29 protein-coding genes are annotated in these 24539 nt (G+C 54.8%); 20 read left to right on the forward strand and 9 right to left on the reverse strand.

The features are described 5' to 3' along the window. Nucleotides 1-3 precede the first annotated feature (3 nt). The 3 genes from EVJ28_RS13205 to EVJ28_RS13215 all read left to right on the forward strand — a co-directional run bounded on the left by EVJ28_RS13205 (nt 4) and on the right by EVJ28_RS13215 (nt 2622). Nucleotides 4-1023 (forward strand): FecCD family ABC transporter permease, encoded by a 1020-nt coding sequence (locus tag EVJ28_RS13205; RefSeq protein ID WP_070328124.1) that lies wholly within the window; start codon nt 4-6, stop codon nt 1021-1023. Continuing rightward, nucleotides 1020-2051, forward strand: coding sequence for a FecCD family ABC transporter permease (locus tag EVJ28_RS13210; RefSeq protein ID WP_131489241.1), 1032 nt, complete (start codon nt 1020-1022; stop codon nt 2049-2051). Before EVJ28_RS13205 ends, EVJ28_RS13210 begins: the two co-directional genes overlap by 4 nt. Before the next feature lie 172 nt (nt 2052-2223). Next, nucleotides 2224-2622 carry a cytidine deaminase gene (locus EVJ28_RS13215; RefSeq protein WP_016507888.1) on the forward strand — a complete coding sequence of 133 codons (399 nt, stop codon included), beginning with the start codon at nt 2224-2226 and terminating at the stop codon, nt 2620-2622. A 34-nt stretch (nt 2623-2656) separates the two neighbouring features. Here EVJ28_RS13215 and EVJ28_RS13220 read toward each other — a convergent pair whose 3' ends face one another. Continuing rightward, the gene (locus EVJ28_RS13220) at nt 2657-3013 is read right to left on the reverse strand and encodes a polysaccharide deacetylase family protein (RefSeq protein ID WP_201738421.1); all 357 of its coding nucleotides are present in this window, start codon (nt 3011-3013) and stop codon (nt 2657-2659) included. A gap of 38 nt (nt 3014-3051) precedes the next feature. Further along, nucleotides 3052-3324, reverse strand: coding sequence for a hypothetical protein (locus EVJ28_RS13225; protein WP_131489243.1), 273 nt, complete (start codon nt 3322-3324; stop codon nt 3052-3054). 167 nt (nt 3325-3491) lie between these two features. On the opposite strand from EVJ28_RS13225, the gene EVJ28_RS13230 reads away from it, so the two are divergent. Further along, nucleotides 3492-3731: a type II toxin-antitoxin system Phd/YefM family antitoxin gene (locus EVJ28_RS13230; RefSeq protein WP_131468970.1), complete on the forward strand. Its 240-nt coding sequence runs from the start codon at nt 3492-3494 to the stop codon at nt 3729-3731. Between the two features lie 36 nt (nt 3732-3767). On the opposite strand, the gene EVJ28_RS13235 is transcribed toward EVJ28_RS13230, so the two are convergent. Further along, nucleotides 3768-4667: a helix-turn-helix transcriptional regulator gene (locus EVJ28_RS13235; protein WP_131489245.1), complete on the reverse strand. Its 900-nt coding sequence runs from the start codon at nt 4665-4667 to the stop codon at nt 3768-3770. Between the two features lie 66 nt (nt 4668-4733). Between EVJ28_RS13235 and EVJ28_RS13240 the strand changes: the two genes are divergently transcribed. Further along, a complete protein-coding gene (locus tag EVJ28_RS13240) occupies nt 4734-5255 on the forward strand; it encodes a dihydrofolate reductase family protein (RefSeq protein ID WP_131489247.1) in 522 nt (173 codons plus the stop codon). Between the two features lie 58 nt (nt 5256-5313). Here the strand turns inward: EVJ28_RS13240 and EVJ28_RS13245 are convergent, their stop codons facing one another. From EVJ28_RS13245 to gntK, 3 genes are all read right to left on the reverse strand, one after another. Beyond that, complete coding sequence (locus tag EVJ28_RS13245) at nt 5314-5571, reverse strand: hypothetical protein (protein ID WP_131489249.1); 258 nt, start codon at nt 5569-5571, stop codon at nt 5314-5316. A 55-nt stretch (nt 5572-5626) separates the two neighbouring features. Next, nucleotides 5627-5908, reverse strand: coding sequence for a hypothetical protein (locus EVJ28_RS13250; protein ID WP_131489251.1), 282 nt, complete (start codon nt 5906-5908; stop codon nt 5627-5629). 244 nt (nt 5909-6152) lie between these two features. Beyond that, nucleotides 6153-7652: a gluconokinase gene (gene gntK / locus EVJ28_RS13255; protein ID WP_131489253.1), complete on the reverse strand. Its 1500-nt coding sequence runs from the start codon at nt 7650-7652 to the stop codon at nt 6153-6155. Nucleotides 7653-7779: 127 nt separating this feature from the next. On the opposite strand from gntK, the gene EVJ28_RS13260 reads away from it, so the two are divergent. From EVJ28_RS13260 to EVJ28_RS13285, 6 genes are all read left to right on the forward strand, one after another. Then, nucleotides 7780-7986, forward strand: a complete 207-nt coding sequence (locus tag EVJ28_RS13260; protein ID WP_131489255.1) for a YdeI/OmpD-associated family protein — start codon at nt 7780-7782, stop codon at nt 7984-7986. 137 nt (nt 7987-8123) lie between these two features. Further along, nucleotides 8124-9710, forward strand: coding sequence for an FMN-binding glutamate synthase family protein (locus EVJ28_RS13265; protein ID WP_131470421.1), 1587 nt, complete (start codon nt 8124-8126; stop codon nt 9708-9710). A 126-nt stretch (nt 9711-9836) separates the two neighbouring features. After that, complete coding sequence (locus tag EVJ28_RS13270) at nt 9837-10232, forward strand: hypothetical protein (RefSeq protein WP_131458523.1); 396 nt, start codon at nt 9837-9839, stop codon at nt 10230-10232. Nucleotides 10233-10384: 152 nt separating this feature from the next. After that, nucleotides 10385-10927 (forward strand): alkaline shock response membrane anchor protein AmaP, encoded by a 543-nt coding sequence (amaP, locus tag EVJ28_RS13275; RefSeq protein ID WP_070328388.1) that lies wholly within the window; start codon nt 10385-10387, stop codon nt 10925-10927. Between the two features lie 12 nt (nt 10928-10939). Then, nucleotides 10940-11146: a DUF2273 domain-containing protein gene (locus EVJ28_RS13280; RefSeq protein WP_131458524.1), complete on the forward strand. Its 207-nt coding sequence runs from the start codon at nt 10940-10942 to the stop codon at nt 11144-11146. Nucleotides 11147-11188: 42 nt separating this feature from the next. Continuing rightward, nucleotides 11189-11635, forward strand: a complete 447-nt coding sequence (locus tag EVJ28_RS13285) for an Asp23/Gls24 family envelope stress response protein (protein WP_131468987.1) — start codon at nt 11189-11191, stop codon at nt 11633-11635. A gap of 194 nt (nt 11636-11829) precedes the next feature. Here EVJ28_RS13285 and EVJ28_RS13290 read toward each other — a convergent pair whose 3' ends face one another. Then, the gene (locus EVJ28_RS13290) at nt 11830-14283 is read right to left on the reverse strand and encodes a sensor domain-containing protein (protein ID WP_161566989.1); all 2454 of its coding nucleotides are present in this window, start codon (nt 14281-14283) and stop codon (nt 11830-11832) included. A 520-nt stretch (nt 14284-14803) separates the two neighbouring features. Here EVJ28_RS13290 and EVJ28_RS14360 point away from each other — a divergent pair. From EVJ28_RS14360 to EVJ28_RS13305, 4 genes are all read left to right on the forward strand, one after another. Beyond that, nucleotides 14804-14932 carry a hypothetical protein gene (locus tag EVJ28_RS14360; RefSeq protein ID WP_255417585.1) on the forward strand — a complete coding sequence of 43 codons (129 nt, stop codon included), beginning with the start codon at nt 14804-14806 and terminating at the stop codon, nt 14930-14932. Next, complete coding sequence (locus tag EVJ28_RS13295) at nt 14929-15495, forward strand: hypothetical protein (RefSeq protein WP_201738422.1); 567 nt, start codon at nt 14929-14931, stop codon at nt 15493-15495. The genes EVJ28_RS14360 and EVJ28_RS13295 overlap by 4 nt, the downstream gene beginning before the upstream one ends. Before the next feature lie 22 nt (nt 15496-15517). Further along, nucleotides 15518-16690 carry an IS200/IS605 family element RNA-guided endonuclease TnpB gene (gene tnpB / locus EVJ28_RS13300; RefSeq protein ID WP_131489259.1) on the forward strand — a complete coding sequence of 391 codons (1173 nt, stop codon included), beginning with the start codon at nt 15518-15520 and terminating at the stop codon, nt 16688-16690. Nucleotides 16691-16877: 187 nt separating this feature from the next. After that, nucleotides 16878-17924, forward strand: a complete 1047-nt coding sequence (locus tag EVJ28_RS13305) for a DUF2194 domain-containing protein (RefSeq protein ID WP_236634171.1) — start codon at nt 16878-16880, stop codon at nt 17922-17924. A 52-nt stretch (nt 17925-17976) separates the two neighbouring features. Here EVJ28_RS13305 and gnd read toward each other — a convergent pair whose 3' ends face one another. After that, entirely contained in the window at nt 17977-18858 is an 882-nt protein-coding gene (gene gnd, locus EVJ28_RS13310; protein ID WP_131489261.1) for a phosphogluconate dehydrogenase (NAD(+)-dependent, decarboxylating), read from the reverse strand. Between the two features lie 59 nt (nt 18859-18917). After that, the gene (locus EVJ28_RS13315; RefSeq protein WP_131469540.1) at nt 18918-19130 is read right to left on the reverse strand and encodes a hypothetical protein; all 213 of its coding nucleotides are present in this window, start codon (nt 19128-19130) and stop codon (nt 18918-18920) included. A 510-nt stretch (nt 19131-19640) separates the two neighbouring features. On the opposite strand from EVJ28_RS13315, the gene EVJ28_RS13320 reads away from it, so the two are divergent. The 5 genes from EVJ28_RS13320 (at nt 19641) to EVJ28_RS13340 (ending at nt 24238) form a co-directional block, all read left to right on the forward strand. Then, complete coding sequence (locus EVJ28_RS13320) at nt 19641-20519, forward strand: LCP family glycopolymer transferase (RefSeq protein WP_236634172.1); 879 nt, start codon at nt 19641-19643, stop codon at nt 20517-20519. A 73-nt stretch (nt 20520-20592) separates the two neighbouring features. Next, nucleotides 20593-21438, forward strand: a complete 846-nt coding sequence (locus tag EVJ28_RS13325; RefSeq protein ID WP_131489265.1) for a YihY/virulence factor BrkB family protein — start codon at nt 20593-20595, stop codon at nt 21436-21438. A 101-nt stretch (nt 21439-21539) separates the two neighbouring features. Beyond that, a complete protein-coding gene (locus tag EVJ28_RS13330; protein WP_131489267.1) occupies nt 21540-22463 on the forward strand; it encodes an LCP family glycopolymer transferase in 924 nt (307 codons plus the stop codon). A gap of 88 nt (nt 22464-22551) precedes the next feature. Further along, complete coding sequence (locus tag EVJ28_RS13335) at nt 22552-23751, forward strand: alpha-amylase family protein (protein WP_131489269.1); 1200 nt, start codon at nt 22552-22554, stop codon at nt 23749-23751. A 124-nt stretch (nt 23752-23875) separates the two neighbouring features. Beyond that, a complete protein-coding gene (locus tag EVJ28_RS13340) occupies nt 23876-24238 on the forward strand; it encodes a hypothetical protein (protein WP_131489271.1) in 363 nt (120 codons plus the stop codon). Nucleotides 24239-24539 lie beyond the last annotated feature (301 nt).

A 24539-nucleotide genomic window follows, 5' to 3' on the forward strand; every position in this document is an offset into this window, starting at 1 on the left:
CATATGAATACGCTGAAGAAGTTGCAAACGCCGAGACATTTCCCGCTCCTGCTCGTAGGATCGATCGTCCTGCTCGTCGTCTGCATGCTCGCTTCACTTGCTTTCGGCTCACGGACAGTCGGATGGGATGAACTGCTTGACGGTTTATTCCGTCCGGCTGTTCAGTCGTATGAAGCGGACATTGTCCGGCAACGGGTCGTGCGGACGCTGTTCAGTCTCATGTGCGGCGCGGCGCTCGGTGTGTCGGGTGCTTTGATGCAGTCGGTGACACGTAATCCGATCGCTGACCCGAGCATTCTCGGGGTGAACACGGGCGCGGCGCTGTTCGTCGTCGTCGGGATTGCGTTCTTCAACATCTCGACTGCAGGCGACTACATCTGGTTCGCCCTCGTCGGTGCACTCTTGACGGCCGCGTTCGTGTTCGGTATCGGCTCGCTCGGGCGGGGCGGCTCGACCCCGCTCAAGCTCGTCTTGGCCGGGGCGGCGACGAGTGCGGCGTTGTCCTCGCTCGTCATGGCGATCATGATCCCACGCTCGAACGTCATGGACCAGTTCCGGTTCTGGCAAGTCGGCAGCGTCGGGGCGGGGACGATGGACTCGATCGTAACGTTCCTCCCGTTCTTCATCGCCGGCATCTTTATCGCCATTTTCGCGGCCCCGTCACTCAACATCATGGCGCTCGGCGAAGAGATGGCGACGGGACTCGGGGTCCGGATCGGTTCGTTAAAAGTCATCGCTTCGTTCGCCGGCGTCATCTTGTGTGGCGCGGCGACGGCATTGGCCGGTCCGATCGGCTTTATCGGTCTGTTGGCCCCGCACTTGATCCGTCTCGTGCTCGGACCGGATGAACGGTATATCATTCCGATGTCAGCCTTATCGGGTGCCATCCTGTTGACGTTCGCCGACGTAGTCGGGCGTTTGCTCGGCAGTCCGGGCGAACTTGAAGTCGGCATCGTCACCGCGTTCGTCGGGGCGCCGATTTTGATCGCCTTGACGATGAAAGTGAAGGTGCGTGGCCTATGATGAAACAGTCAGTTCAACCTATCATTCACAATAGTCGCAAGCGCCGGCAGCGGACGGTGTTCGTGACGCTCGTGCTATTCGTGCTCGCGCTCGCCTTGAGCGCATTGATGCTCATGCTCGGCAATACGATCTATCCGGTCGCGGATGTCGTCCGTGTCTTGTTCGGGGAACAAGTACCGGGTGCGTCGTTCGCCGTCGGCACGATCCGTTTGCCACGCATGCTCGCCGGCGTCTTCTCAGGACTCGCGTTCGGCATCGCCGGGACGGTGTTCCAGACGATGCTCAGAAACCCGCTCGCCAACCCGAACGTCATCGGCATCACGACAGGATCGAGTGCGGCCGCCGTGTTCGGCATCGTCGTCTTGCAGGCGAGCAACACTTTCGTCTCGATGATCTCGGTCATCGGGGGACTCGCGACGGTCATCGTGCTCTACGTCTTATCAAAAGGCGCCGCTTTCTCGATCGGACGTCTCGTCTTGGTCGGGATCGGCATCCAAGCGATGCTGACCGCGGTCATCAACTACTTATTGCTCATTAGTCGCCAAAACGATGTCGGGACGGCGATGCGTTGGCTGAGCGGCAGTTTGAACGGGGTCAAGATGGAGACGTTGCCGCCGCTCATGCTCGCGGTCGCCCTCTGTCTCCCGGTCATCCTCCGCCTCAGCCGGCAGCTGCAGATTTTAGAACTCGGGGAGATGACGGCGACGTCGCTCGGCATCAAGACGAACCAGACCCGGATCCTCTTGATCATCGCCTCGGTGCTCATGCTCGCGCTGGCGACAGCGACGACCGGACCGATCGCTTTCATCGCTTTCCTCGCTGGGCCAATCGCGAAACGGCTCGTCGGGGATGGGCGCTCGACGATCATTCCGGCCGGACTTGTCGGCGTCGTCCTCGTGCTCGCCGCCGATCTGATCGGTCAGTTCGCCTTCACCGTCCGCTATCCGGTCGGGGTCATCACCGGCATGGTCGGCGCGCCGTATTTGATTTACCTCTTGATCCGGATGAACCGGAGAGGGGAGTTGTAACGAGAGAGGAGCCGTGTCGGGTGGGACACGGCTCCTGTTTCGTCTAGGTGAAAGCGTCAACAAAAAAATGTTGACTTGTCTCAAGTGCGAGGTGTATGCTAGAAATCCTGCCCAAAAATCGAGGCACGGGAACTGGCATCAGTTCATTTTGAGTCAGAGAGGACATGATCCCATGAACCAACAACAATTAGTCGAGCGCGCCCGTCAATTGAAAGAGAACGCCTACTCACCGTATTCGAACTTCCGTGTCGGAGCAGCGTTGCTCATGAAGGACGGAACGGTCATCGACGGCGTCAACGTCGAGAACGTCTCGTTCGGAGCGACGAACTGTGCCGAGCGCACGGCTGTGTTCACGGCCATCGCGCAAGGCTATAAAAAAGGTGACTTCGAAGCCGTCGCGGTGTCAGGTGACACGGTCGACTTCTTGCCGCCGTGCAGCATCTGCCGCCAAGTGCTCGTCGAGTTCGGTGATCCGGACTTCAAGGTGTTGCTCACGAACGGTAACGCCGACGTCAAAGAAGTGACGCTCGAAGAACTCGTCCCGCTCGCGTTCACAGAGCTCGAGATGTAAACAGCAATGCCGAGTCCATGCGACTCGGCATTTTTTACTGTCTTGGCTTCCATTTGCTGAAGAAGTTGTGCGGGGTTTTGATGCCTTGTAGCGTCCTGAATTCGTAGCCGCGTTTCTTCGAATGGCGGAGGATGTAGTCGAGTGCGGCCGGGGTGATCGAATGGTCGTGCGTCAAAATGATCGAGGCGATTCTCGCTCTGTAGTTCGCGTCGAGCCGGGCGAACACTTGATTTTGGACGCGGCGGTTGTCCGACTTATACCGGTAGTCGAGACTGTCGATGTTCCAGTCCCACATTTGGAAGCCGGCCTTTGCCATCGCTTGCCTATGCGCTGATGTCATGTACGGGGTGCGGACGATGTCGTCTTGAAGCGTCGGTTCGCCTATCGACAAAACAAAGCCCCTCAATCTTCGTGATTGAAGGGCTCGTTTCAGTTGATGGCTGACGGTGTTTTGAAGAACTGGATACCTTTGATAAGTGAGGCGAAGACGAGTCCGATTGCGAGCGGCAACGTGACGACGCCGATGCCTTGCTCGGTGACGATCATATTGCCTTCTTCATAGTAGCCCTTTAAATAGAACAGCCCTGAACCGATCGTCTCGTTCAATTCGAGTGGCGAGATGGTGATGTATACCATGATCATGAACAGTGAGACGACGCTGATGGAGACGAATAGAGTGAAAAACGATAGCTTGTTAGTCATGAGAGCGCTCCTTTACTAAGAGGTATGTAAGTTGTCTTTACCATTAAATTACAGTTTTTGCATGAATCGAATTATTCGTCATGAATAATTACAGAAGTCTCATCGAATTTCTGCTGTTCCTTCGGGTATAGTTTAAATATCAATGATTCCAAAGGAGAGTGAGCAATATGACTGTCATTTCCTACGGCGAGGCACGTGATAACTTGAAAGCAGTTTTGCATCAAGTACACGACAATCAAGAGACGATTACAATCGTACAAAAGAACGGCAAACATGCAATCATCATGCCTGAGCAAGAATACAACCGGTTGATGGAAACGATGTATTTGTTGCAAAGTCCGAAAAATGCTGAGCGACTTCAGGAATCTGTTCGACAGCTTCAACTAGTAAACACTCGACCGAACTAAAATGGACTCACACCTTTGCCGGTATGAGTCCATTTTCTATTGATATAGATCCCATAATCTTTTTGCCTGCTCCCGCATCATCTCTCGCAATTCAAGCGGTGCCACGACCTCGACTTCCGCGCCGGCCGCGAGCAACTGCCGCGACAAGAAGGAGAGTTCCGCTTCCGGCACGACCCACTCATTCTTTTCTGCGATATCGGGTAATACGTCTTCAAGCAGACGGCGTCCGAGTGGGGTGATGTTGAGCCGAACGGTGACGCCGTCGCGTGCGTCGCTCGCGTGCAGCAGCGTCTCTAAGTCGTCCGCTTCGAACGTTTCATTCAACGAGTGCAGCGCTTCAATCCGGCCGATCCGATATTGACGCAATCCATAGTCCGATCGACCGAACACGTACCATTTGAAGTTGAGGAGCGCCATCCCGACCGGCTCGATTGTGAACGTCCGTTGTCCTTTCGTCGTCGCGTACGTCATCTCGACTTTTCGTTTTCGTTCGACCGCCGCATACACGTCTTTTGTGAAGGGGGCCGATGGGACGGTCTTGTTTCCGAGCCAAAGGATGTTCTTTTCGAGCCGGGCGATTTTCGTCTCAAGATCATGTGGCAACTCGTTCACGTACCAGTCGGATAGCGTGTCGCGCATGTTGCCGAACGGCACGTCCGGGATCTGTTCCATCCACTTGAGCGTGAGGTAGAGCGCGACCGCTTCTTGTTCGCGGAGCTGGAGCGGGGGCAACAAGCGGTTCGGCAACATCTCATAACCGCCGCCCGTACCAGGGACGCTCCATATCGGATAGCCGAGTTCTTCAAGCGTGAACATGTCCCGTTGAATCGTCCGGACCGAGGCACCTGTCTCATGGGCGAGTTCGTCCGCCGTGAACCGGCGCCCGCGATTCAACAATCGAATCAACTGCAAATGTCGTTTTTTCAAATGAACCATTCCCGTCAAGTTTTGTCGTGTTTGTCGATTAAGCTGAATGTATCACGAACCAAGGAGGAATACATCATGGCAAACGTCGTCGTATATATCGCGATGAGCTTAGATGGAAAGATAGCTCGGACGAACGATCAGCTCGATTGGCTATTTGAAATTATTGGGGAGGGGGACAACGGCTACGCCGACTTCTTCAAGACGGTCGGTGCGGTCATCATGGGGCGGAAGACGTACGAGGAAGTGTTGAAGTTAGAACCTGACCGCTATCCGTACCCGGACATCCCGAACTACATTCTGACGCGGAGCCCGGAGCGGGAAGCTGAGCACGTCACGTTCACGGACGAGCCGATCGAGCAGTTGATCGAGCGGTTGAAACGAGAAGTCGACAAAGACGTCTGGCTCATCGGCGGCGGGGAAATCATCAAGGCCGCGATGGAACACGATTTGATCGATCGTTATGAGATCGCCATCGCCCCGGTCGTGTTAGGAGAAGGCATCCCGCTCTTCCCGGAAGGCACGAAGGAGACGAAGTTGAGACTGACGAGTCAGCGCGCGTCGGGACAGTTCGTCATGGTGACGTACGAGAAGGCATAAAAAATGATCCATTACCGTAACGTTCGCCTAACTACACGTTATGGTGACGGACCAAAAGTTATAAGAATTCAAATACAAAAAGAGATACAAAATAGAGGATAGGAAGAAAGGTAACGACTAAGCCGATGACTCTAGTTGATTTTTTCAACTGCATGACTAAACCAATAAACCATACCCCGAATAACAGTAACCAATAGTAGCTAGACGCAGGTTGAGGCCCTTCTGCCATGCCACTTATTCCAAGAGCGAAAATAGTGAGAGCGGTCACGACCAATCCCGTTATAATGTTCATTATAATTAAAAACGCTTTATTCAATTTCTTTCCCCCTTCAATTTGATATATGTCTTGGAAGATACTTTAATTGCATCCCTCAAACGATTTCCTTTTCCTTTTTGAAAATGCCAACTAACAGCAGAGTGAGTCCGATTAAGAAAATAATGGGGAAGATAAGCCACATGATTAATCCGGCCCAACCATTTTCGACACTAATTGCATAGGAGAGCCCGATTGAAAATGCTAAAGCTGGCGAAATGGGAAGCATCAGAGCGATGCCCCATATTTTGAATTTTGTCTTTCTCGTTTCTCCCGTACTAAGCCAATAAGCCACAAATGTACCTATACATGTAATTATATATCCGACAGCAATGGCCACTGAATCAATCCCTCCTCCTGATGATCATCCTTTTCATTCACTAAAACTTATAACCCTTCCAAGAGAAGTGTAGACACCTTTAAACCTATCGTTATTTTCCATATATGTAATTGAATATCCTTTCGTAATCCTGTCATTCATTCGAATGATCGTATTCCGATGACGGATGTCCTTTAGCACCTGCGACCGCATCTGAATAATTGATTCCCTCAAAAAACCGAGCCCTTGAAGGACTCGGCTTCTCTCATACATGCTTCCGCTGAAACGCAGCAATCGCTTCATACTCTTCCGCGAAATGACGCGATAAGCGAATATAAATCGGGAGTAACTCCCGGTAGATTGTCGTCGCCTCTACGTCCGGAATGTGCTCATGCGTCACTTGCGGCACGGCCGTGAAGTCGTCGATATCACCAAACGCATACTCACCGAGCATGACCGCACCTAAGCACGAACTCTCATGACTTTCCGGCACGACGACCGGCGTGTCGAAGATGTCGGCCATCATCTGGCGCCACAGCTTCGACTGGGCGAAACCGCCCGTCGCATGGATCCGGTTCGGTGCGCCCGTCAGCTCGTCGAGCGCCAGCATGACCGTATACAGGTTGAAGATGACACCTTCGAGCACCGAGCGGATGAAGTGCTCACGCTTATGGTGGATGCTCAGGCCGAAGAACGAGCCGCGCGCGTTCGAGTCCCAGAGCGGGGCCCGTTCGCCCATCAAGTACGGGTGGAACAACAGCCCGTCGGCACCCGGCCGCACCGTCTCGGCGATATCGGTCAGGATGTCATAAGCGTCCATGCCGAGCCGTTTCGCCGTCTCGACCTCGCTCGCCGCGAACTCGTCCCGGAGCCAACGGAGGATGATGCCGCCATTGTTGACCGGTCCGCCGATGATCCAATGCTTGTCGGTCAAGGCGTAACAGAAAATACGGCCTTTCGGGTCCTCGACCGGCTCACGGACGACCGTCCGGATGGCACCGCTCGTCCCGATCGTGACAGCGACGACGCCCGGTTCGAACGCCCCGACACCGAGGTTCGATAGCACACCGTCGCTTGCCCCGATAACGAGCGGGAAGTCCCAGCCGAGCGTCTCACGCACGTCTTGCTTTAATTGAATGATCTCGGTCGTCGGCACGAGCTCGGACAGTTGGTCCGGTGTGACGCCGGCGATATGTAACGCCTCCGCGTCCCAGTCGCACGTCTTCAAATTGAACAGACCGGTCGCCGAGGCGATCGAATGGTCGACGACGAAGCGTCCGGTCAGGCGATAGAAGACGTACTCTTTGATCGAGACGAACTTGGCGGCACGCTTGAACATGTCCGCATGTTCCGCTTTTAACCAACGCAGTTTCGACAGCGGCGCCATCGGATGGACCGGTGTGCCGGTGCGCATATGGAGCGCGCTCGCGTCAAAGTCGCGTTTGATCTCCTGCGTGTACGGGTTGGCCCGGCTATCGGCCCAGGTGATGCTGTTCGTGAGCGGACGCCCTGTATCATCGAGTGCGATCAAGCTGTGCATCGCCGAGCTGAACGAAGCGAAGCGGATCGGACCGTCGGCTTGCGCCCGGACGGTACTGACTGCTTCAAGCACCGCTCCGTAGATGACGACCGGGTCCTGCTCGGCTGTCTCCGTGTCCGGGGTAAGGAGCGGATACAGCACGTTATGTACCGCGAGTTGTTGGTGATGTTGAAACAGGACGGCTTTCGTACTCGTCGTCCCGATGTCGACGCCAATGGTGTACACACAATCACTTCCTTATAACAGAATGGCTAACCTGACAATCGTTGCACCTGACACTGTCTAATTCCCTGATTGGATGACGCGAAACCGTTCGCATAGGGGAATACTGTTAGCAAAGGGGGGGAGGAAAGTGAGCGAAGCGCGATACTTTGAGACGGCAGAAACGTTCCGTCACTGGCTGCAGGATCATCCTGACGAGCGCGAGCTTTGGGTCGAGTTCCGCAAGGGCGAAGGGATGGAGTATATCGAGTCAGTGTATGAGGCACTCTGTTTCGGCTGGATCGACGGACAAGTGAAGAATGTGGACGGGACACTCAGGCGACGCTTCGCAACCTGATCGACAAGACGAGACAAGGCAAGCAGCTCGGCAATTGGAACGACGGGAAGTTAGGAGACGATGAATGAGCTGTTTCATCGTTCACCCGACGTGGTATCGGATAAGGACAACCGAACGCTACGGGAGGAGAGAGGACGATGTCGCTCAACACGACGATGCTGGTCGTACTGCTCATATTGATGGTGCTTTTGATTTCGATGCCGTTCATGCTGCTGTTCTACTTATGGATGAAAGACCGCAATCAGCGCGAGCACGCCGTCCTCCGCAACTTCCCGCTCCTCGGCAAGGTCCGCTACATCCTCGAGATGATCGGCCCCGAGCTGCGCCAATACCTATTTTCGAACGACAACGAAGCGACGCCGTTCTCGCGGAACGAGTACGAGTCGGCCGTCATTTCCGGGAAATATAAGTCGCGGCTCATCGGTTTCGGGTCGGAACGGGACTTCGACGCGAACGGCTTCTACGTCCAGAACGCCTTGTTCCCGACGCAACGGACCGACTTGAAGATTGCCCGAGACGAGACGGTGACGACGCATATGTATCATCTCGACGCCGACAATCTGTTCACGCGAAAAGAGCACATCGTCGAGCAAAAGGTGTCACCGTATTTGTTGCCGCTTGCAGACGCGCCCGTCATCGGCAAAGACACGTGCCGGGAGCCGTTCCAAGTGCGCGGCCTCATCGGTCAGTCGGCGATGAGCTTCGGCTCGCTCGGCGAGAACGCCATCAGCGCGCTCTCGATTGGTCTCGGCCGGGCGAAAGGGACGTGGATGAACACCGGAGAAGGCGGCTTGTCCGACTATCACTTGAAAGGGGACGTCGACCTCGTCTATCAGATCGGGCCGGCATTGTTCGGTGTCCGTACCGAGGGCGGGGCGTTCTCATGGGAGGCGTTCGAGGAGAAGAGTGCCATCAAACAAGTGCGCGCCTTCGAGCTGAAGCTCGCCCAAGGTGCGAAGACGCGGGGCGGCCACATCGAAGGTACGAAAGTGACGCCGGAGATCGCCAAGATCCGCAACGTCAAAGTCGGCGTCAGCATCGACAGCCCGAACCGGTTCAACGAGTTCCATACGAACACGGAGATGCTCGCCTTCATCGAACGGTTGCGCGACGTCGGGGGCAAGCCGGTCGGCATCAAGCTCGTCGTCGGTCGGCTCGATGACCTCCATGACTTGATCGCCACCATGGCCACGTCCGATCGATATCCGGACTTCATCACCGTCGACGGCGGGGAAGGCGGGACCGGGGCGACGTATCAAGAGCTCGCGGACGCGGTCGGACTGCCGCTTCACGCCGCGTTGCCGTACGTCCATCGTCTCCTCGTCGAGCATGGACTGCGCGACAAGATCAAACTGTTCGCCTCCGGCAAGCTCGTGACGGCCGATAAAGTCGCCATCGCCTTAGGGCTCGGCGCGGACTTCGTCAACATCGCCCGTGGCCTCATGTTCAACGTCGGCTGCATCCAGGCACAAGTGTGTCATACGAACCGGTGCCCGGTCGGTGTCGCGACGACGGACCCGAAGCTGCAACGGGCGCTCGTCGTTGACGAGAAGAGCTTCCGGGTGACGAACTATATCATCTCGCTTCGCGAAGGGCTGTACAACTTGACGGCCGCGGCCGGGCTCACGATACCGACCGAGTTCTCGGCCGAGCACATCATCTATAAGTATGACGACGGACGGGTGAAGCCGGGGACCGAACTGTTCGGGACGAGCGACGGCTAAGAGCTGCCGCTTTTTTGTCATTGCGAAATGTGAAAATTGCGGAATAGGCTGCGGATAGGGTTATGTTTTGACAAAGCGTGGAAATGATACATATCTAGCGAAATACGGATAGAGAGGCTGAACACTATGAACAACATCGAATTTTTGTCGGCTGACCACTATCGCGTGTTCAAACAACTGGCACGGCGGTTAGAAGACCCAGGGGCGGCGGGGAAAGAATATTTCTCGGCGCTGTATGTGATCGCGGGGAACGAGCGGGTGCGTGACATTCTGCTGCCGTACGTCAACCTCGAGACAGGGAGAATCAACACATCGACAATCATCGACGACAATACGTTCGATAAGGGCGAGCTCGTCCTCGTCAAACTTGTCATCCATCTGTACAACCATAAAGAATGGGTGCTGCCGACGGAACTGATCAGCCTGCCGCAAGAGGACTATCAGCTCGCGATGCAAGCGATCACGCTCTGTCGCGACGAACAGTTCGATAAAATAACCATTCCGGACGATGAAGAAGCCTGACATGGGCTTCTTTTTGGTTGTCGTCAAACCATCTTCAAGTTCATAACGTGAAATGTTTTATGCACGTCTGAAAGGGAAATTATTAAGTATATACATAGAGAGAGAATGAACGTTATGTCGTGAAATAAGCTATTCGTAAAGGGGATAGGGGCATGAATGGATTGAATCGATTCATTTTGGTCATCACGGGCATTGTCGGGTTGGTCAGTGTTGGGGTGCTGTTGCTCGGAGTCTATGACGTCCCACGACTCAGTTCCTATCTAGAACGGTGGCAAAATCAAGACGAGTACGTATACACCATCCTCGCAATCTCCATTTTCCTTGGCATTGTGTTTATCTTGATGCTTCTGACCGGACTCATCGCCAAATCGAAATCGGAACGATATACGATCGAGACAGGGGAAGGGCGAATCACCATCTCGACCGAGAAGATCGAGAAGATGGTGTACGAATCGTTGAAGACGTTCCAAGGCGTGCGGACGCCGGACGTCAAAGTCGACATCGATTCAAAGAAAGAGAGCGTCCACGTCCATATCGATTGTTCGGTCTTCAATCGTGACGGGCTGCCGACGCTCGGGAAAGAGATTCAGACGCACGTGAAAGAGCGGCTTGAAGCATTGCTTGAATTGCCGGTGACTGACGTGTCACTCCACATTCAAGATACGAAACGTCAAACGTCAGAACGAGTCGTATAAGGAGGTGCTGTGATGGATGTGAAAACGATGTTGTTTCCTTACCGATTCCGTCTGCTCGGAGTCGTTGTCGGGATTGTCATTGCGGTACTGTTCCTGACAATCGGCTTCGGCCAGACGCTTCTCATCGTGTCGCTGGCGTTTGTTGGATTTTTACTCGGCAAGTGGGCGGACGGTGTGCTTCGGGTAGACGAATGGGTGTCATTTTTCACGCGGAAGTAAACGGAACGAGTCAGTTCGAGGATTAGGAAGGGGAGAAGGGCCATGCAAAGCGAAAACACGAATGTCCAGAAGAGCGCGTCAGACGAAACGGTGCGTCAAAACAAGTTGACGTTTGAAGACCAAGTCATCAAAAAGATTGCGGGACTTGCGACTGGTGAGGTCCAAGGCATCTTGTCGATGAGCGGTGGCTTCATGAGCGGGTTCGCAGACCGGTTCCGGAGTACAGAGGACATCACGAAAGGAATCGACGCCGAAGTTGGCGAACATCAAGTCGCGCTCGATTTACGGGTCATCGTCGAATACGGAAAGAGTATACCGGGCATCTTTAACGAGACCGTCGCCAAAATCAAGAAGGCGATGCATGACATGACCGGCCTTGATGTCGTCGAGGTGAATATGCATGTCGAGGACGTCATGACGCGGGCGGAGTTCGATGCGAAAAGTAAATCGAGTGAAGAAGGTACCGAGCCGAGCCGTGATCTTGCTTGACGAGGAGCACATAGGTGACGCTTCCCAGCGGAAAAACTTTAAATACTTTGAACAGGGTAGTGTCGTCCCGCGTGGGATGACACTACCCCGTTTTCTTTTTAAAGTCTAGCTACGTGTAGCCTGTCCAAAACAGGATACGGGCAAGGAAAAAGGATGCTCGGACAAAACGGAGGTTGTTCAGTGCTCTCGACTGATCACAAAGGGCTTTTCGGGACTTGCGTTTTTTGTTGAAGCGTCATCATGATGCGGTGCGATTCACTCGTATCGAGATAGCTCGCCTCGTATTCGAACAGACCGCTTTCGAGCTCGGTCACACGGACGAGTCGGACGAGAAGCTCTGTCTTGTCACCGATTTGCGGCAAGAAGATCTTCAATTCGATGGCCTCACTGACCGGCAAGCGGACCCGGGCGTGAAAATACAGCCCTTGCAGCCCGATCTTCGTCACGAGGATCGGGGTCGAGCCGATCGACAGCTCCCGGTCGTGGAACTTGTGGATCGTCACGCTCGCCTCGAGCGAGAACGCTTGTCGCGTGACGGCTGGGCCGACCGTCTCCGTCGTCGCTAGGAAGCGGTCCTCGAGCGCCTGTTCGAACTGCTCGGCGCAGAGCGGACGGCTGAACAAGTAGCCCTGGACGATGCGGCAGTTGAGGCGTCGGACGACATCGAGTTGTTCGAGCGTCTCGACGCCTTCGATGACGACGTCCATCGCAAACTCCTCGGCCATGAACAGGATCGTCCGCACAATCGCCTGTGACTTCTTGTTCTCATGCAAGTCAGCGGCGAACTGTTGATCGATCTTGATCGTCTTGATCGGGTACTGCTGCAAATAAGATAACGACGAGTAGCCGGTCCCGAAGTCGTCGAGGGCGACACGGATATTGGCGGCGTCGAGCTGTTCGAGCGTGTCGTGAATCTTCCGATTATCGCTCAAGACATCGGTCTCTAGTATCTCAATCTCGAGCAGCGACGGCGTGAGCGTATAGCGGCGGAGCGCCCGTGTGACCGTCTCGGCATAGTGCCCATGCAACAGTCGTTTCGGTGACACGTTGATCGACACCGGGACGACGGGGAGGTCTTTGTCCTGCCAGTCGCGGAGATGGGCGCACGTATGATGGAGCACCCAATCGGCGAGTTGGATGTGGAGGTCGCTCTCTTCAGACAACGGGATGAAGTCGTTCGGCGGAATCCGTCCCCATTCGGGATGTTGCCAGCGGACGAGCGCCTCGGCCCCGACGATCCGGCCCGACCAGGCGTCGACTTTCGGTTGGAATTCAAGGAAGAGTTCGTCTTCTTCGATGGCGCGACGCAAATCGTTGCCGAGCTGATGTCGCCGATACGAGTCGATATTGAAGCTCGAGGCGTAAAAGACGAACCGGTCCATGCCCGGCAAGTTCGTCCGGCCTAGTGCCGTGTTGGCGTACTGCAGCAGCTCTTCGGCGACGGTCGAGTCATGCGGATAGCGGCTGACCCCGATCGAGACGGGTGGTCGCCATTCGTACGGGCCGACTTGGATATGCTTCTCCCCGAGTTTGAGCAAAGACTGGCAGCTCATGATCAACGAGGGCTCATCCGTGACATCGGGCAAGAGCAACATGAATTCGTCACCCCCGAGATGACCGACGAAGCTGCCGTTCGGCAAACGATGGAGCAGGGCCGACGTGGCCGCGACGATCCAGTCATCTCCGACGGCGTAGCCGAAGTCGTGATTGATCCGGTGAATCGAGTTGAAGCTGATCGTCAGGACCGCGATATGCTCGTGCTGCTCCATCCGTTCGCCCAGCTCATAGAGAAACAGGCTCCGGTTCGGCAGACTAGTGAGCGAATCGTGCATGGCGAGCTGCCAGATCTGTTCTTCTTGCGTCTTCAGACGGGTGATATCGTGGGCGATACTGATGACGGCCGTGACCGTGCCGTCGTCGTCAAACTTCGGGATGAGGCGTTCCTCGACCCATTTGACGCTGTCGTTGAAGTTTGTCCGGTAGAGGACGGTCGTTTCCTGCCCCGCTTCGACACTTGCATGGGCGGCCCGGACTTTGGCTAAGTCGTTCCGATGGATCACGTGATGGCAAGATGTCGGGTCCTCACCCATCGCTTGCGGTGCCGTCTGGAACAACGTCTCAAATCCGGCGGTATAAAACTCGAGCTTACCGGTCCGTAAATCTTTTCGGTAGATGGACGCCTCAACGTGCTTGTATAAGTCGCGAAGCCGTCCCACCTCGTCCTTTAAGCGGTCGTCTTGCGTGATGTCGCGGGCGATCCCGTACACACCGACGATCAAGTGGTTGTCATAGGCAGGGATGTTGGTGATTTGCAGCTTCAACATGCGGCCGTCCTTCTGTTTCGCCATGCATGTGTACGTCTCTTCAGCTCCTGACAGGGCGCTTGCGAAATACGTTTGGATCCGTTCGGCGTCTGCTTCGGTCGTGAAGCGGGCGAAGTGCGTGAACAGTTCACGCTTCGTGTAGCCGAGCAAGAGCGACAACTTCTCGTTGGAATCGACGATGTTCCCGTGAATGTCGAGCAAGAAGACCGGGTCGAGGTGTCCTTCGATGAAGTGGCGGTCGTTCGTGACGTCAGCGAGTGCGATCGGTAAGTCAGTGGCAGCCAATCGAGATTTGAGCGGATTGATCCAGTTGAACCGAGTCATAGTTTCCTCCTTAATCTGAATATATCGAGTCAGGAACGGTGAAGCATTCCTATTTTTCATTTCCAATCATTACAAAAACAGCAGCGTTTACAAATATACGCATAATTTGACGAGTAGTAAATATGTTTGAGTGAAGAGTCAATAAAACGGGAAAATAGACCTAAAACGTCGCGACATTAGAAGAATCGGGCGATCGTTTATATGTATGCACCAATATGAATGAAATCACATTATATATTTTTTTGTGTATATTATTTCCATATAATGATAGCGGGGGGTGATCGTAGCGAGACTGTGATTCGAAGCGCTGAACGTGTCAGCCGACAGGCCAGCATACCCGTAATATGAAAACGAGCGAATCATGCGTCTCAAAGTATACACCTAATTCAAGGAACGGTCATAACATTCGTAAAAGCGATGTGCCATCACATGATCGACGACCCGGCTCGCGCGGTGACATGCATGCCACGGACGAAACGTGAGGATAAATCGACCTTGTCCCTTGAGCTCGGGGCAACTTGTGCTCGCAGACGAGGGAGAGGTCGAGCTTCGCCCGTTGCTTGACCAGATGAAAGATATGGTGCCGGAAAGCACCATCCAAGAAGACAGGCGGTTCATTCTTAGACGGTTAGAAGGTGCAGTCTGGTGAACAAATCAATGATCAGCTATGTCGCTGCCTTATTTTCGCTACTCTTGGTCGGAATTCTATTTGTCCAGTTGCTTAGACTCGACTATGGCCACCGGTTGATCCCGACCAAAGCCCATGAAGCGAGAGAGTTCAGGACGCTAGCGGGTGAGAGCAGAGAACTTGAAGGAGAGCCGATCAATATCTACATTCATCAAAATGAGGATGAATTGTCCGAGGCGATTTTGACGAACTTCAAATACGCGCTCGACTACGCCAAACTCCCATACACATCGATCACGGCTGCACAAATCGAGGAGCTCGACCCGTCACCGCATAACGTGCTCGTCTTGAGCGGGGAAAACACGGAGCAGTGGCCGTACGAGACGATTAAACAATTCGTCGAACAAGGGGGGCGTCTCTATATCGCCGGACGTTTCATTGATGCGAAGTGGGCCGACCTCGTCGGTGTCAGCGATTTCGGGGACTTTCTGGACGGGGTCAACGGGCTTATCTTTGAACGAGAACTCTTCCCGGGCTATGTCGATCTGCCGCTAGACTCTGAATTGTTTATCCATTGGGTATAAATACCCAAAGGGGGTGAATATCATGTTGAAGCATAAGGCTTACAAATTCCGAATATATCCGACAAAGGAGCAGGAAATCCTGATTGCCAAGACAATCGGTTGTTCACGTTTCGTCTTCAACCACTTCTTAGCGAAGTGGGAAGAAACCTACAAGACGACAGGAAAAGGCTTGTCCTACGGTTCCTGTTCGAAAGAAATTCCTACCTTGAAGCAACAGTTTGACTGGCTAAAAGAAGTCGATAGCACATCTGTCCAGACCAGCGTCAAACATCTAGCCGAGGCGTATGACCGCTTCTTCAAGAAGCAGAACGAACGGCCACGGTTCAAATCGAAGCGGAACCCCGTCCAATCCTATAAGACGAACATCCAAGGCAAGTCTCAACTTCCTGAGGTGTCGATCGTCGGCAACAAGCTCAAACTTCCGAAGTTGAAGTGGGTCCGGTTCGCCAACTCGAAGCAGGTCGAGGGCCGCATCTTGAACGCCACGATCCGACGTAACGCCTCAGGTAAATACTTCGTCTCCCTCCTCGTCGAGCAGGAAATCGACGAACTGCCGAAGACCGGCTCAACCGTCGGCGTCGACGTCGGACTCAAGAACTTCGCCATCCTGTCCGACGGCACGGTGTACCAAAACGACCGCTATTTCCGCACGCTCGAGAAGAGACTGGCGCGCGAGCAGCGCAAGCTCTCCCGCCGTCAGCTCATCGCCCTGGACAAGAACATCAAGCTGTCCGAGGCGAGAAACTATCAGAAACAAACACGCAAGGTCGCCCGCATCCATGAGAAGATCGCCAACAAGCGCACCGACTTCCTGCACAAGGTATCGACCGAGATCGTCAAAAACCACGACGTCATCGGCATCGAGACCTTGCAGGTGAAGAACATGCAGAAGAACCGCAAGTTGGGCAAGTCCATCTCCGAAGTCAGTTGGTCGGAGTTCTTCCGCATGCTCGCATACAAGGCGGACTGGTACGGGAAGACCGTCGTGAAGGTCGGCAAGACCTTTGCCTCGAGCCAGCTCTGTTCGAGTTGTGGCCATCAACACAAAGACGTGAAGCATCTTGGTCTGCGTGAGTGGACATGCCCGGGCTGCGGGATCCACCACGACCGCGATGTGAACGCAGGACTGAACTTGAAACGAGAGGCTGAACGAATCTTGGCCTCTTCAACCGTCGGGACGACGGGGCTAGCCTGATCAGGTTCCGGTCGTTAGACCGGATGACTCAGGAATCCTCCACCTCTAAGCGAAGCGTAGGTGGGGGTAGTTCAAGGATGGCGCCATATGGTGACGGTGAAGTCATGTTTTGGAACACGACTTCCTTGTCTGACAAAAACTCACGCGGCTTGATGGTGCAGGCGCTGACGATTATTTCCCGGCACCGGTGCCCGATAATTCAATTCCGGTCATCGAGGACGCGTACGGATTGTCGATCAAAGATTTCTTCTCAGACGTCTGGTGGCAGGACGTGCAACAGATTGCCCGCGACCATGATTTGGTCTACACCGGGTTCATGATCGGGAGCTATAAAGCGACGAGTGAAGAGGATGTCGACCAACTTGTTCAAAAGATTCGGGCATCGATGTTCGAGTACGGGCGTGGTCTCATGCAAGTGGACGGGGAGATCGGGCTGCACGGATTAAACCACCAGCCGTTAGTGACGAACGGGGAGACGATGGACCCGGAACTTGGGTACACGGCGTGGGCAAGTCGAGAGGAGATGCGGAGCGCCGTCGAACGGGTCGTCGAAACGTTTAGCTATTATATACCGAAGGAAGAGATTCGGAGCTACGTTCCCCCATCAAACATTATCGGTGCGTCTGGCCTTTCCGTCTTGAACGAAGCATTCCCCAATGGACTCGTCATCGCTAGCCTGTACAGCGGGGACACCTCGAAAGGCAGTTACGTCCAAGAGTTCGGCCCCAATCCAATCTATGAGCATCTATATAACTTTCCGCGCATTTCGAGCGGATATAATGAAACGATAGACGACCAGTTCGTTGTCGTCGACGCGATCGCGAACTTTGGACTCGTGTCGCACTTTATCCATCCTGACGACGTGCTGGATGAACGGCGCTCGAAAGGACAGGGTTGGGCGACGATGAAAGACTCGTTTGAAGACATGTTCAAGATGATTGACCGGACGTATCCGCACCTTGAGGCGCTCACCCAGTATGACGCCTATCAAAAGTACGAACTGTATCAACAAGCAGACATCGAGGTCGCTTATACTGAGGACACGATTGAAATCAACAGTCAACAGATGCTGATTCCGTCGACGATGCTCATCCGTCTGCAGGCAGGGACATATTTGGAAACGGGCAAGTTCTCGTTCGGAAACGTTCGCCCGTTCGGGGACAGCAGGACGTTGTATCAACTTGAATTGAAGACGTCTTACGTCAGTCTGGAGATTAAGACTGACAGACAATGAGACACAAAAAAAGGCGAATCCCTCAAACGTGAAGGATTTGCCTTTTTGTCGTTCATTTCTTCTCGACCGCATGCCCGCCGAACTCATTTCTTAGCGCAGCGACGACCTTGCCGGAGAACGTGTCCTCCTCGAGCGAGCGTTGCCGCATCATGAGCGACATGGCGATGACCGGTGCCGGGACGCCGTATTCGAGCGCCGTCTCGACCGTCCACTTGCCTTCACCCGACGCATGCATGACGCCTTTGATCTCGTCGAGCTTCGCGTCCTTGTGGAACGCGCTCTCGGTCAACTCCATCAACCAGGAGCGGACGACCGAACCGTGATTCCAGACACGGGCGACTTGTTCGTGGTCGTAATCGAACGGGCTCTTCTCGAGGATCTCGAACCCTTCGGCGATCGCCTGCATCATGCCGTACTCGATGCCGTTGTGGATCATCTTGAGGAAATGACCGCTACCACTCGGACCGGCGTACAAGTAGCCGTTGTCCGTCGACACGTCGTGGAACAACTCCTCGATCTTGCCGAACGCTTCCATATCGCCGCCGATCATCGTGCAGGCGCCGTTGCGCGCGCCTTCCATGCCGCCACTCGTCCCGACGTCGAAGAAGTAGATCAGTTTGTCGTTGAAGTGCTCGGCCCGTCGCATCGACTCCTTATAGTTCGAGTTGCCGCCGTCGATGACGATATCCCCTGGGGACAACAGTGCATGCAAATCGTTCAATACACGCTCGGTCACGTCACCGGCCGGCACCATCACCCAGACGACACGCGGCGCTTTCAACCCGCCCACGACCGCTTCGAGCGAATCGAGCGTCTCGAACTGGCTCGTCGACACGTTGCCCGGGTCGTAACCGAGTACGCGGTGGCCCCCATCCGTCAAATTGAGCGCCAGGTTGAGTCCCATCTTGCCAAGTCCAATCATTCCTAGTTCCATATTCGTTCCCCCAATCGATTGGTTTAGTCTTTATAAGGGTTACCCGAAATGGAGCGGATTCAAAAGAGAGGATTTATATCATCGATCCGGTAGGCGAGGATCGACCCGATTCGGATCTTCTGTCCGTCACTCGCCTCGATGAAGTCGTTGAGCGGACTGGCCAACTGGAGCGTCTGGTTAAACGTCCGTTCGGCCTGGTGCCTCGAACTCCCGTAAATAATGAATGAAAATGGCTCTTTTTTCTCGATAAAACACGTGACGACGAAACGCATCCGTCTATCCCCTTCGCAAAATAATTGGATTTCAATTACATTTACATGATGATATATACAAATATTACAAAATATAATGCGTTTGTACTATGACATTTTTTAGAAATGAGGAAACGGACCTAAAAAAATAACTGATCGAGGATGTCCCCGATCCGTTTCGTCAGAATTAGAACTGCGTGCTGCGACCTTGTGCCCATGGTGATCGGAATGGTAGCGGTTTCGGTTTTTGGAGCTCAGGGTAGGGTTAAAAAAGATATGCTAGAAAAGCTAAACCTTTTTTCAAAACCGGCCGATAGAAATAAGCGAGTGAATAATTCGACAACAATCGGCAACCATTTACCTCTTTTATAAAAAATGGAAATATTAATAATAAGGTGCATGCTAAAATAAAACCTATGTGAAATTGACTACAGGTTCGAGGAAAGGTGCAATGTCATGGAAGAGCAAAAGAAAAAGAGAGTCAAGAAACGTCGTAGGAAGAAAACGCCCGCAAAACGCATCGCGTTGATTGTGGGGATCGTCGTCGGACTGTTCCTGCTCATCGGAGTCGGGGTGGCAGCTTATTTGTATAACCAAGTGGACTCGACGGTCAGTCGTTTGAACGAGTCGGCCGGGCTCAGCCCGGAACGGATGAACAAGCAGACGATCAACGACAAGAAACCGGTATCGGTCCTGTTGCTTGGTGTCGACCGCCGTGCCGATGAGCAAGGCCGCAGCGACTCAATCATCGTCATGACACTCAACCCGAATACGGATGCGAGCGCGATGCTCAGCATACCGCGCGACACGAAGACGGAGATCGTCGGTAAAGGCACGACCGATAAGATCAACCACGCCTATGCGTTCGGCGGTGCCGAGATGGCGCTCGCGACGGTCGAGAACTTACTCGACATCCCGATCGATTACGTCGCCGAAGTCGATATGAAAGGGTTCCAAGACACGGTCGACCTTCTCGGCGGCGTCGAAGTGACGAACAAGTTCGCCTTCACGTCGGGCGACTATTCGTTCGAGCCGGGCACGATCAACTTGTCGGGCCCCGAGGCGCTCGCGTACACGCGGATGCGCTACGACGACCCGAGTGGCGACTTCGGTCGCCAAGAGCGTCAGCGTGACGTCATCACGGCGCTCGTCAACAAAGGGAAAGACGATTTCTCGATCTCGAAATTCAACAATATGCTCGACGTCTTAGGCAATAACGCGAAGACGAACATGACGTTCAAAGACATCCGGACGCTGTCGGCTGACTATATGGCCGCCTTCAAAAACCAGGACGTCCTTCGACTCGAAGGCACGGGCGGCAAGGCTGACGACGGCATCTATTACTGGAACCCGGACGCGGCCTCACTTGAAGACGTGAAGTCGTACCTCGGCGAATTGATGGAACAATGACAACAGCGCCTCATCCAAAGCGGATGGGGCGTTTTAATTTGTGCGATAATAAAAAGAAAAAGGGGTGACCCGTGTGCTCGACCGACTGTTCCGTCTCATCATCGACGTCCGCCATCGCTTCAAAGACCATCACATCAACGACTATAGCGCCACGCTCGCCTTCTTCTGGTTTCTCGCCATCTTCCCGACGTTCGTCCTGTTGTTCGCCGTCATGGCGTGGCTCGGGATCGACGACGCCCTGTTGATCGAGCAGATCGAGATTTTGATCCCGGGCGCGAGTGTGCGTGACATGCTGTCGGTCGTCTATGACGTCAGCGGCGACATCAACGCCGGGCTCATCTCGGTCGGTGCCGTCATCGCCGTCTGGTCGGCCTCGAACGGGGCGGCCCGGCTCGTCAAGCTGACCGTGTTCGCCTACGGCGAGACCGAGGCGCGCAGCTACATCGTCCGTCGGCTCATCGGGCTGTTGACGCTCGTCGCCTTCAGCGTCGGCGCCGTCATCTTGATCGTGTTCCACATCTTCGGTCGCGAGTTCGTCGAGCTCGTGTACGCGTGGTTCCCGATGCTCGAGGAGTTTGAACGGTTGGCGACGCTCGCCCGATATACCGTCTCGACCGTCATCCTCATCTTCGCGTTCTCGCTGTTTTATAAGTTCGCGCCCCAGCAACACGTCAAATTCACGGAGACGCTCCCAGGCGCCACTTTCGCCGTCATCTCGTGGCAGCTGTTGTCGACCGCCTACAGCATCTACGTCGACCAGTTCTCGATGTTCGGCGACACGTACGGGACGATCGGGATCGTCATCTTGCTGCAGATCTGGCTCTACTTGACGGCGGCGACGATGCTGCTCGGGGCGGAGATCAACGCGGCTTGGCCCGATCATATGCGACGCCGGCCTCAGCGCACACATTTCCCATGAAAATCCGAAAGAAATCGTTAGCATTTTTTGGCAACGTGCTATAATACTACACGGTAAGCGGGAATTATTCATACTATAGTTAACTGAAAGCAGGTGGTCTGATGGCGAGACATCGCAAGAAATCATCATGGAAGAAATGGGTGTTGCTCACAGTAGGCGTCATGACCGTCTTCCTCATCGCCGGCGGACTGTTCGTCTGGTCGATGTACCGGGACGTCAATGAGACGGTGACACGGGTGAACGATAATTTAGAAATCTCTGAAGAACGCAAACAAGTGCAGACGATCGAAGAGAAACGGTCCGTATCGGTCCTCCTTCTCGGCGTCGACCGCCGCGGCACCGAGCAAGGGCGGAGCGACTCGATCATCGTCATGACGCTCAACCCGGAGACGGACGAAGGGGCGATGCTCAGCATCCCGCGGGATACCAAGACGGAGATCGTCGGGCGCGGGATGCGTGACAAGATCAACCACGCCTACGCGTTCGGTGGGGCCGAGATGGCGATGGATACGGTCGAAGGACTCTTGGACATCCCGATCGACTACGTCGTCGAGACGGACATGGAGGCGTTCACCGAGGTCGTCGACGCACTCGGCGGCATCACGGTGACGAACAACTTCGCGTTCGCGTCGGACGGTTACTCGTATCCGGTCGGTGAAGTGGAGTTGACGGGTGAGTCGGCATTGTCTTATACGCGCATGCGTTACAACGACCCGAACGGGGACTTCGGCCGCCAAGAGCGGCAACGCGCCGTCGTCGCGGCCATCGTCGAGAAAGGGCGTTCCGACTTCTCGGTCGATAAAGTGACGAAACTGTTGGACGTCGCCGGCAACCGTGCCAAGACGAACATCGAGTTCAATGATCTCGTCGGTCTGTCGACGGACTACATGCAGGCGTTCCGCAACGCCAGCACGCTCCGGATCGAAGGGGCGGGCGGGCTAGAGTCAGACGGTATTTATTACTGGAACCCCGATCCGGACTCGCTCGCAAGCGTCCAGACCGAACTGAAACGTTTGATGGACTGAAGCCGCCCTTCTCGGGTGGCTTTTTTCGTGCGTTTGAAACGGGTACATCGGTGGGACTGTTAATAGAGACAGTACTAGGAGGGATCACATGATTTGGGACAAACTTGAACCGATAATCAACCGACTCGAAGACGATCATACACCTGACGACTGGCGCCGTCTGTTCGACAAGTGGGCCGGCCACACGTGGCACGACCATGAGGCGCCGAGCGAGCTGACGAGCGTCCTCACCATCGACGCGAACGCCATCACGACCGACGGGACGCAAGACCTCGACGCGCTGCATACGCTGTTGAAAGACCACGTCCGATCGTCGATCAGCGACTTGTATCTCGTGTCGCTGTTCCCGCATCAAGTGAAGCCGACCGACACGGCCGTCAACCCGCGCATCCGTCTGTTCGAGGACCTCGGGCGCTTCCACGATGAGTTCGATCTCATGTACGAGATGACGCCGGACGTCTATAACGAGCTGCAAGTCGATTTGCTCGACGAGACCGACGCGTTCATCGAACGGCTCGCGCAAGGGGCGACGAAAGTCCGGGTCCACGTCCAATCGTTCCGGGGCATGCCCGAGGAGCGGATCAAGCACGTGCTCGAACTATGGCAATTGATCCTCCACCACTATAAACCACACGGCCAGCTCGTCCTCGCCTATGAAGGGGACGTGAGCCGGATCGGTTCCTATTTTGACGTCGCCGATGTCGTCTGTCACTTCGACTTGGCGTCCCATGCGCTGCTCGCTTTCGACCAAGGCAACGTCAAAGGGTTGACGGACTGGGCCGACAACATCGAGGCACCTGGGGACGGGAAGACGTACTTCCACTTCTTGTCGAGCCCGGAGCGGGACCCGTTCGAGAAGAACTTGCTAGAGCCGTCGGTCGACATGTTGCTCGCCGCCCATAGCGTCTTGTTCTCGCTCCAAGGCATCCCGGCCGTCGATTACCGGACGCTGCTCGGGGTGACGACGCCGGTCGAGCGGGCCGCGCTCGTCCAAGAGCTGAAGACGGACCCGTACCGCCTGCAAGTGTTCTCCGGCATCTTGAGCCAGCTGAACGTCAAGCGGACGCACCCGGCCTTCTCGCCGTACGCCGAGCAGCGCATCGTCGCGACGGACAAACGCGTGTTCACGGTCGAGCGGAGCGGAGGCGGCGAGACGCTTCTACTCTATACGAACGTGTCGGACGAACGGGTCGTCATCGCTGCCGACGGGACGAACTTGTTCACGGGAGAATGGGTCGAGGCGGTCGTGCTCGAGGCGTACGACTTCATGTGGATCAAACAAGAATAGGGCTTTTGAACCAAAAATCATTTTTGGTGAATAGTCGTATTGACGCATTCGGTGTTTAGGTAGAAAATGGAATGGAAGGAAGTTCTATGACATACACGACCATACACCGAAGGAGCGGATTTCCATGAATCAACCTTTATTCGCGTATTTGCTCGGCTTGACGCTACAGTCGTTTCTCTATTGGATGTTTGCCACGCTGTTCATCGCCTTGGTCGGCTACGTCGCCCTCTACGTATGGGACCGTGACGTCGCCAATCAGTACCGGTCGCTTTGGCGCAAGGGCTATTACCTGACGTTCGGCGCCTTCGTCTTGTTCGGCTTCATCGTCGGCGAGTTCGCCATCGACGCCGCTTGGACGCTCGCCGGAATCGCCATCTTGATCGTCGTCCTCGACTACGGCGTGCTCGGGGCGCGGGAGCGACAAGACGTGATAGAAGAAGATCTGATAGAAGAAGACATGACAAAACCCCTTACGGAAGAACGATAACTCGTTCTCGCGAGGGCACTGAAAAACTTCAAATAATTTTGAGCAGAGGAGCGTCATCCCGGATGGGATGGCGCTCCTCTGCTTTCATTGCCCTTCAAGCCGCCCTGTCCGGCACGCCGCTTTCCTGGGGGCGGTCAGCGAGCCGCATCGCGACGATGTCGCTGCTGGGTCTCGCCTTGCCCGCTGTTCCCCCGGGAGTCGGCGTGCCCTCGGGGCGACGCTGTACGTCCTTGCCGTTTCGGACTAAACTGGCTATAACTACACATCCTGGAGGCGATCCCGATGATGCCAGACCTGCCGA

Source organism: Exiguobacterium sp. SH3S3 (assembly GCF_004337115.1).
GTDB classification, from domain to species: domain Bacteria; phylum Bacillota; class Bacilli; order Exiguobacteriales; family Exiguobacteriaceae; genus Exiguobacterium; species Exiguobacterium aurantiacum_A.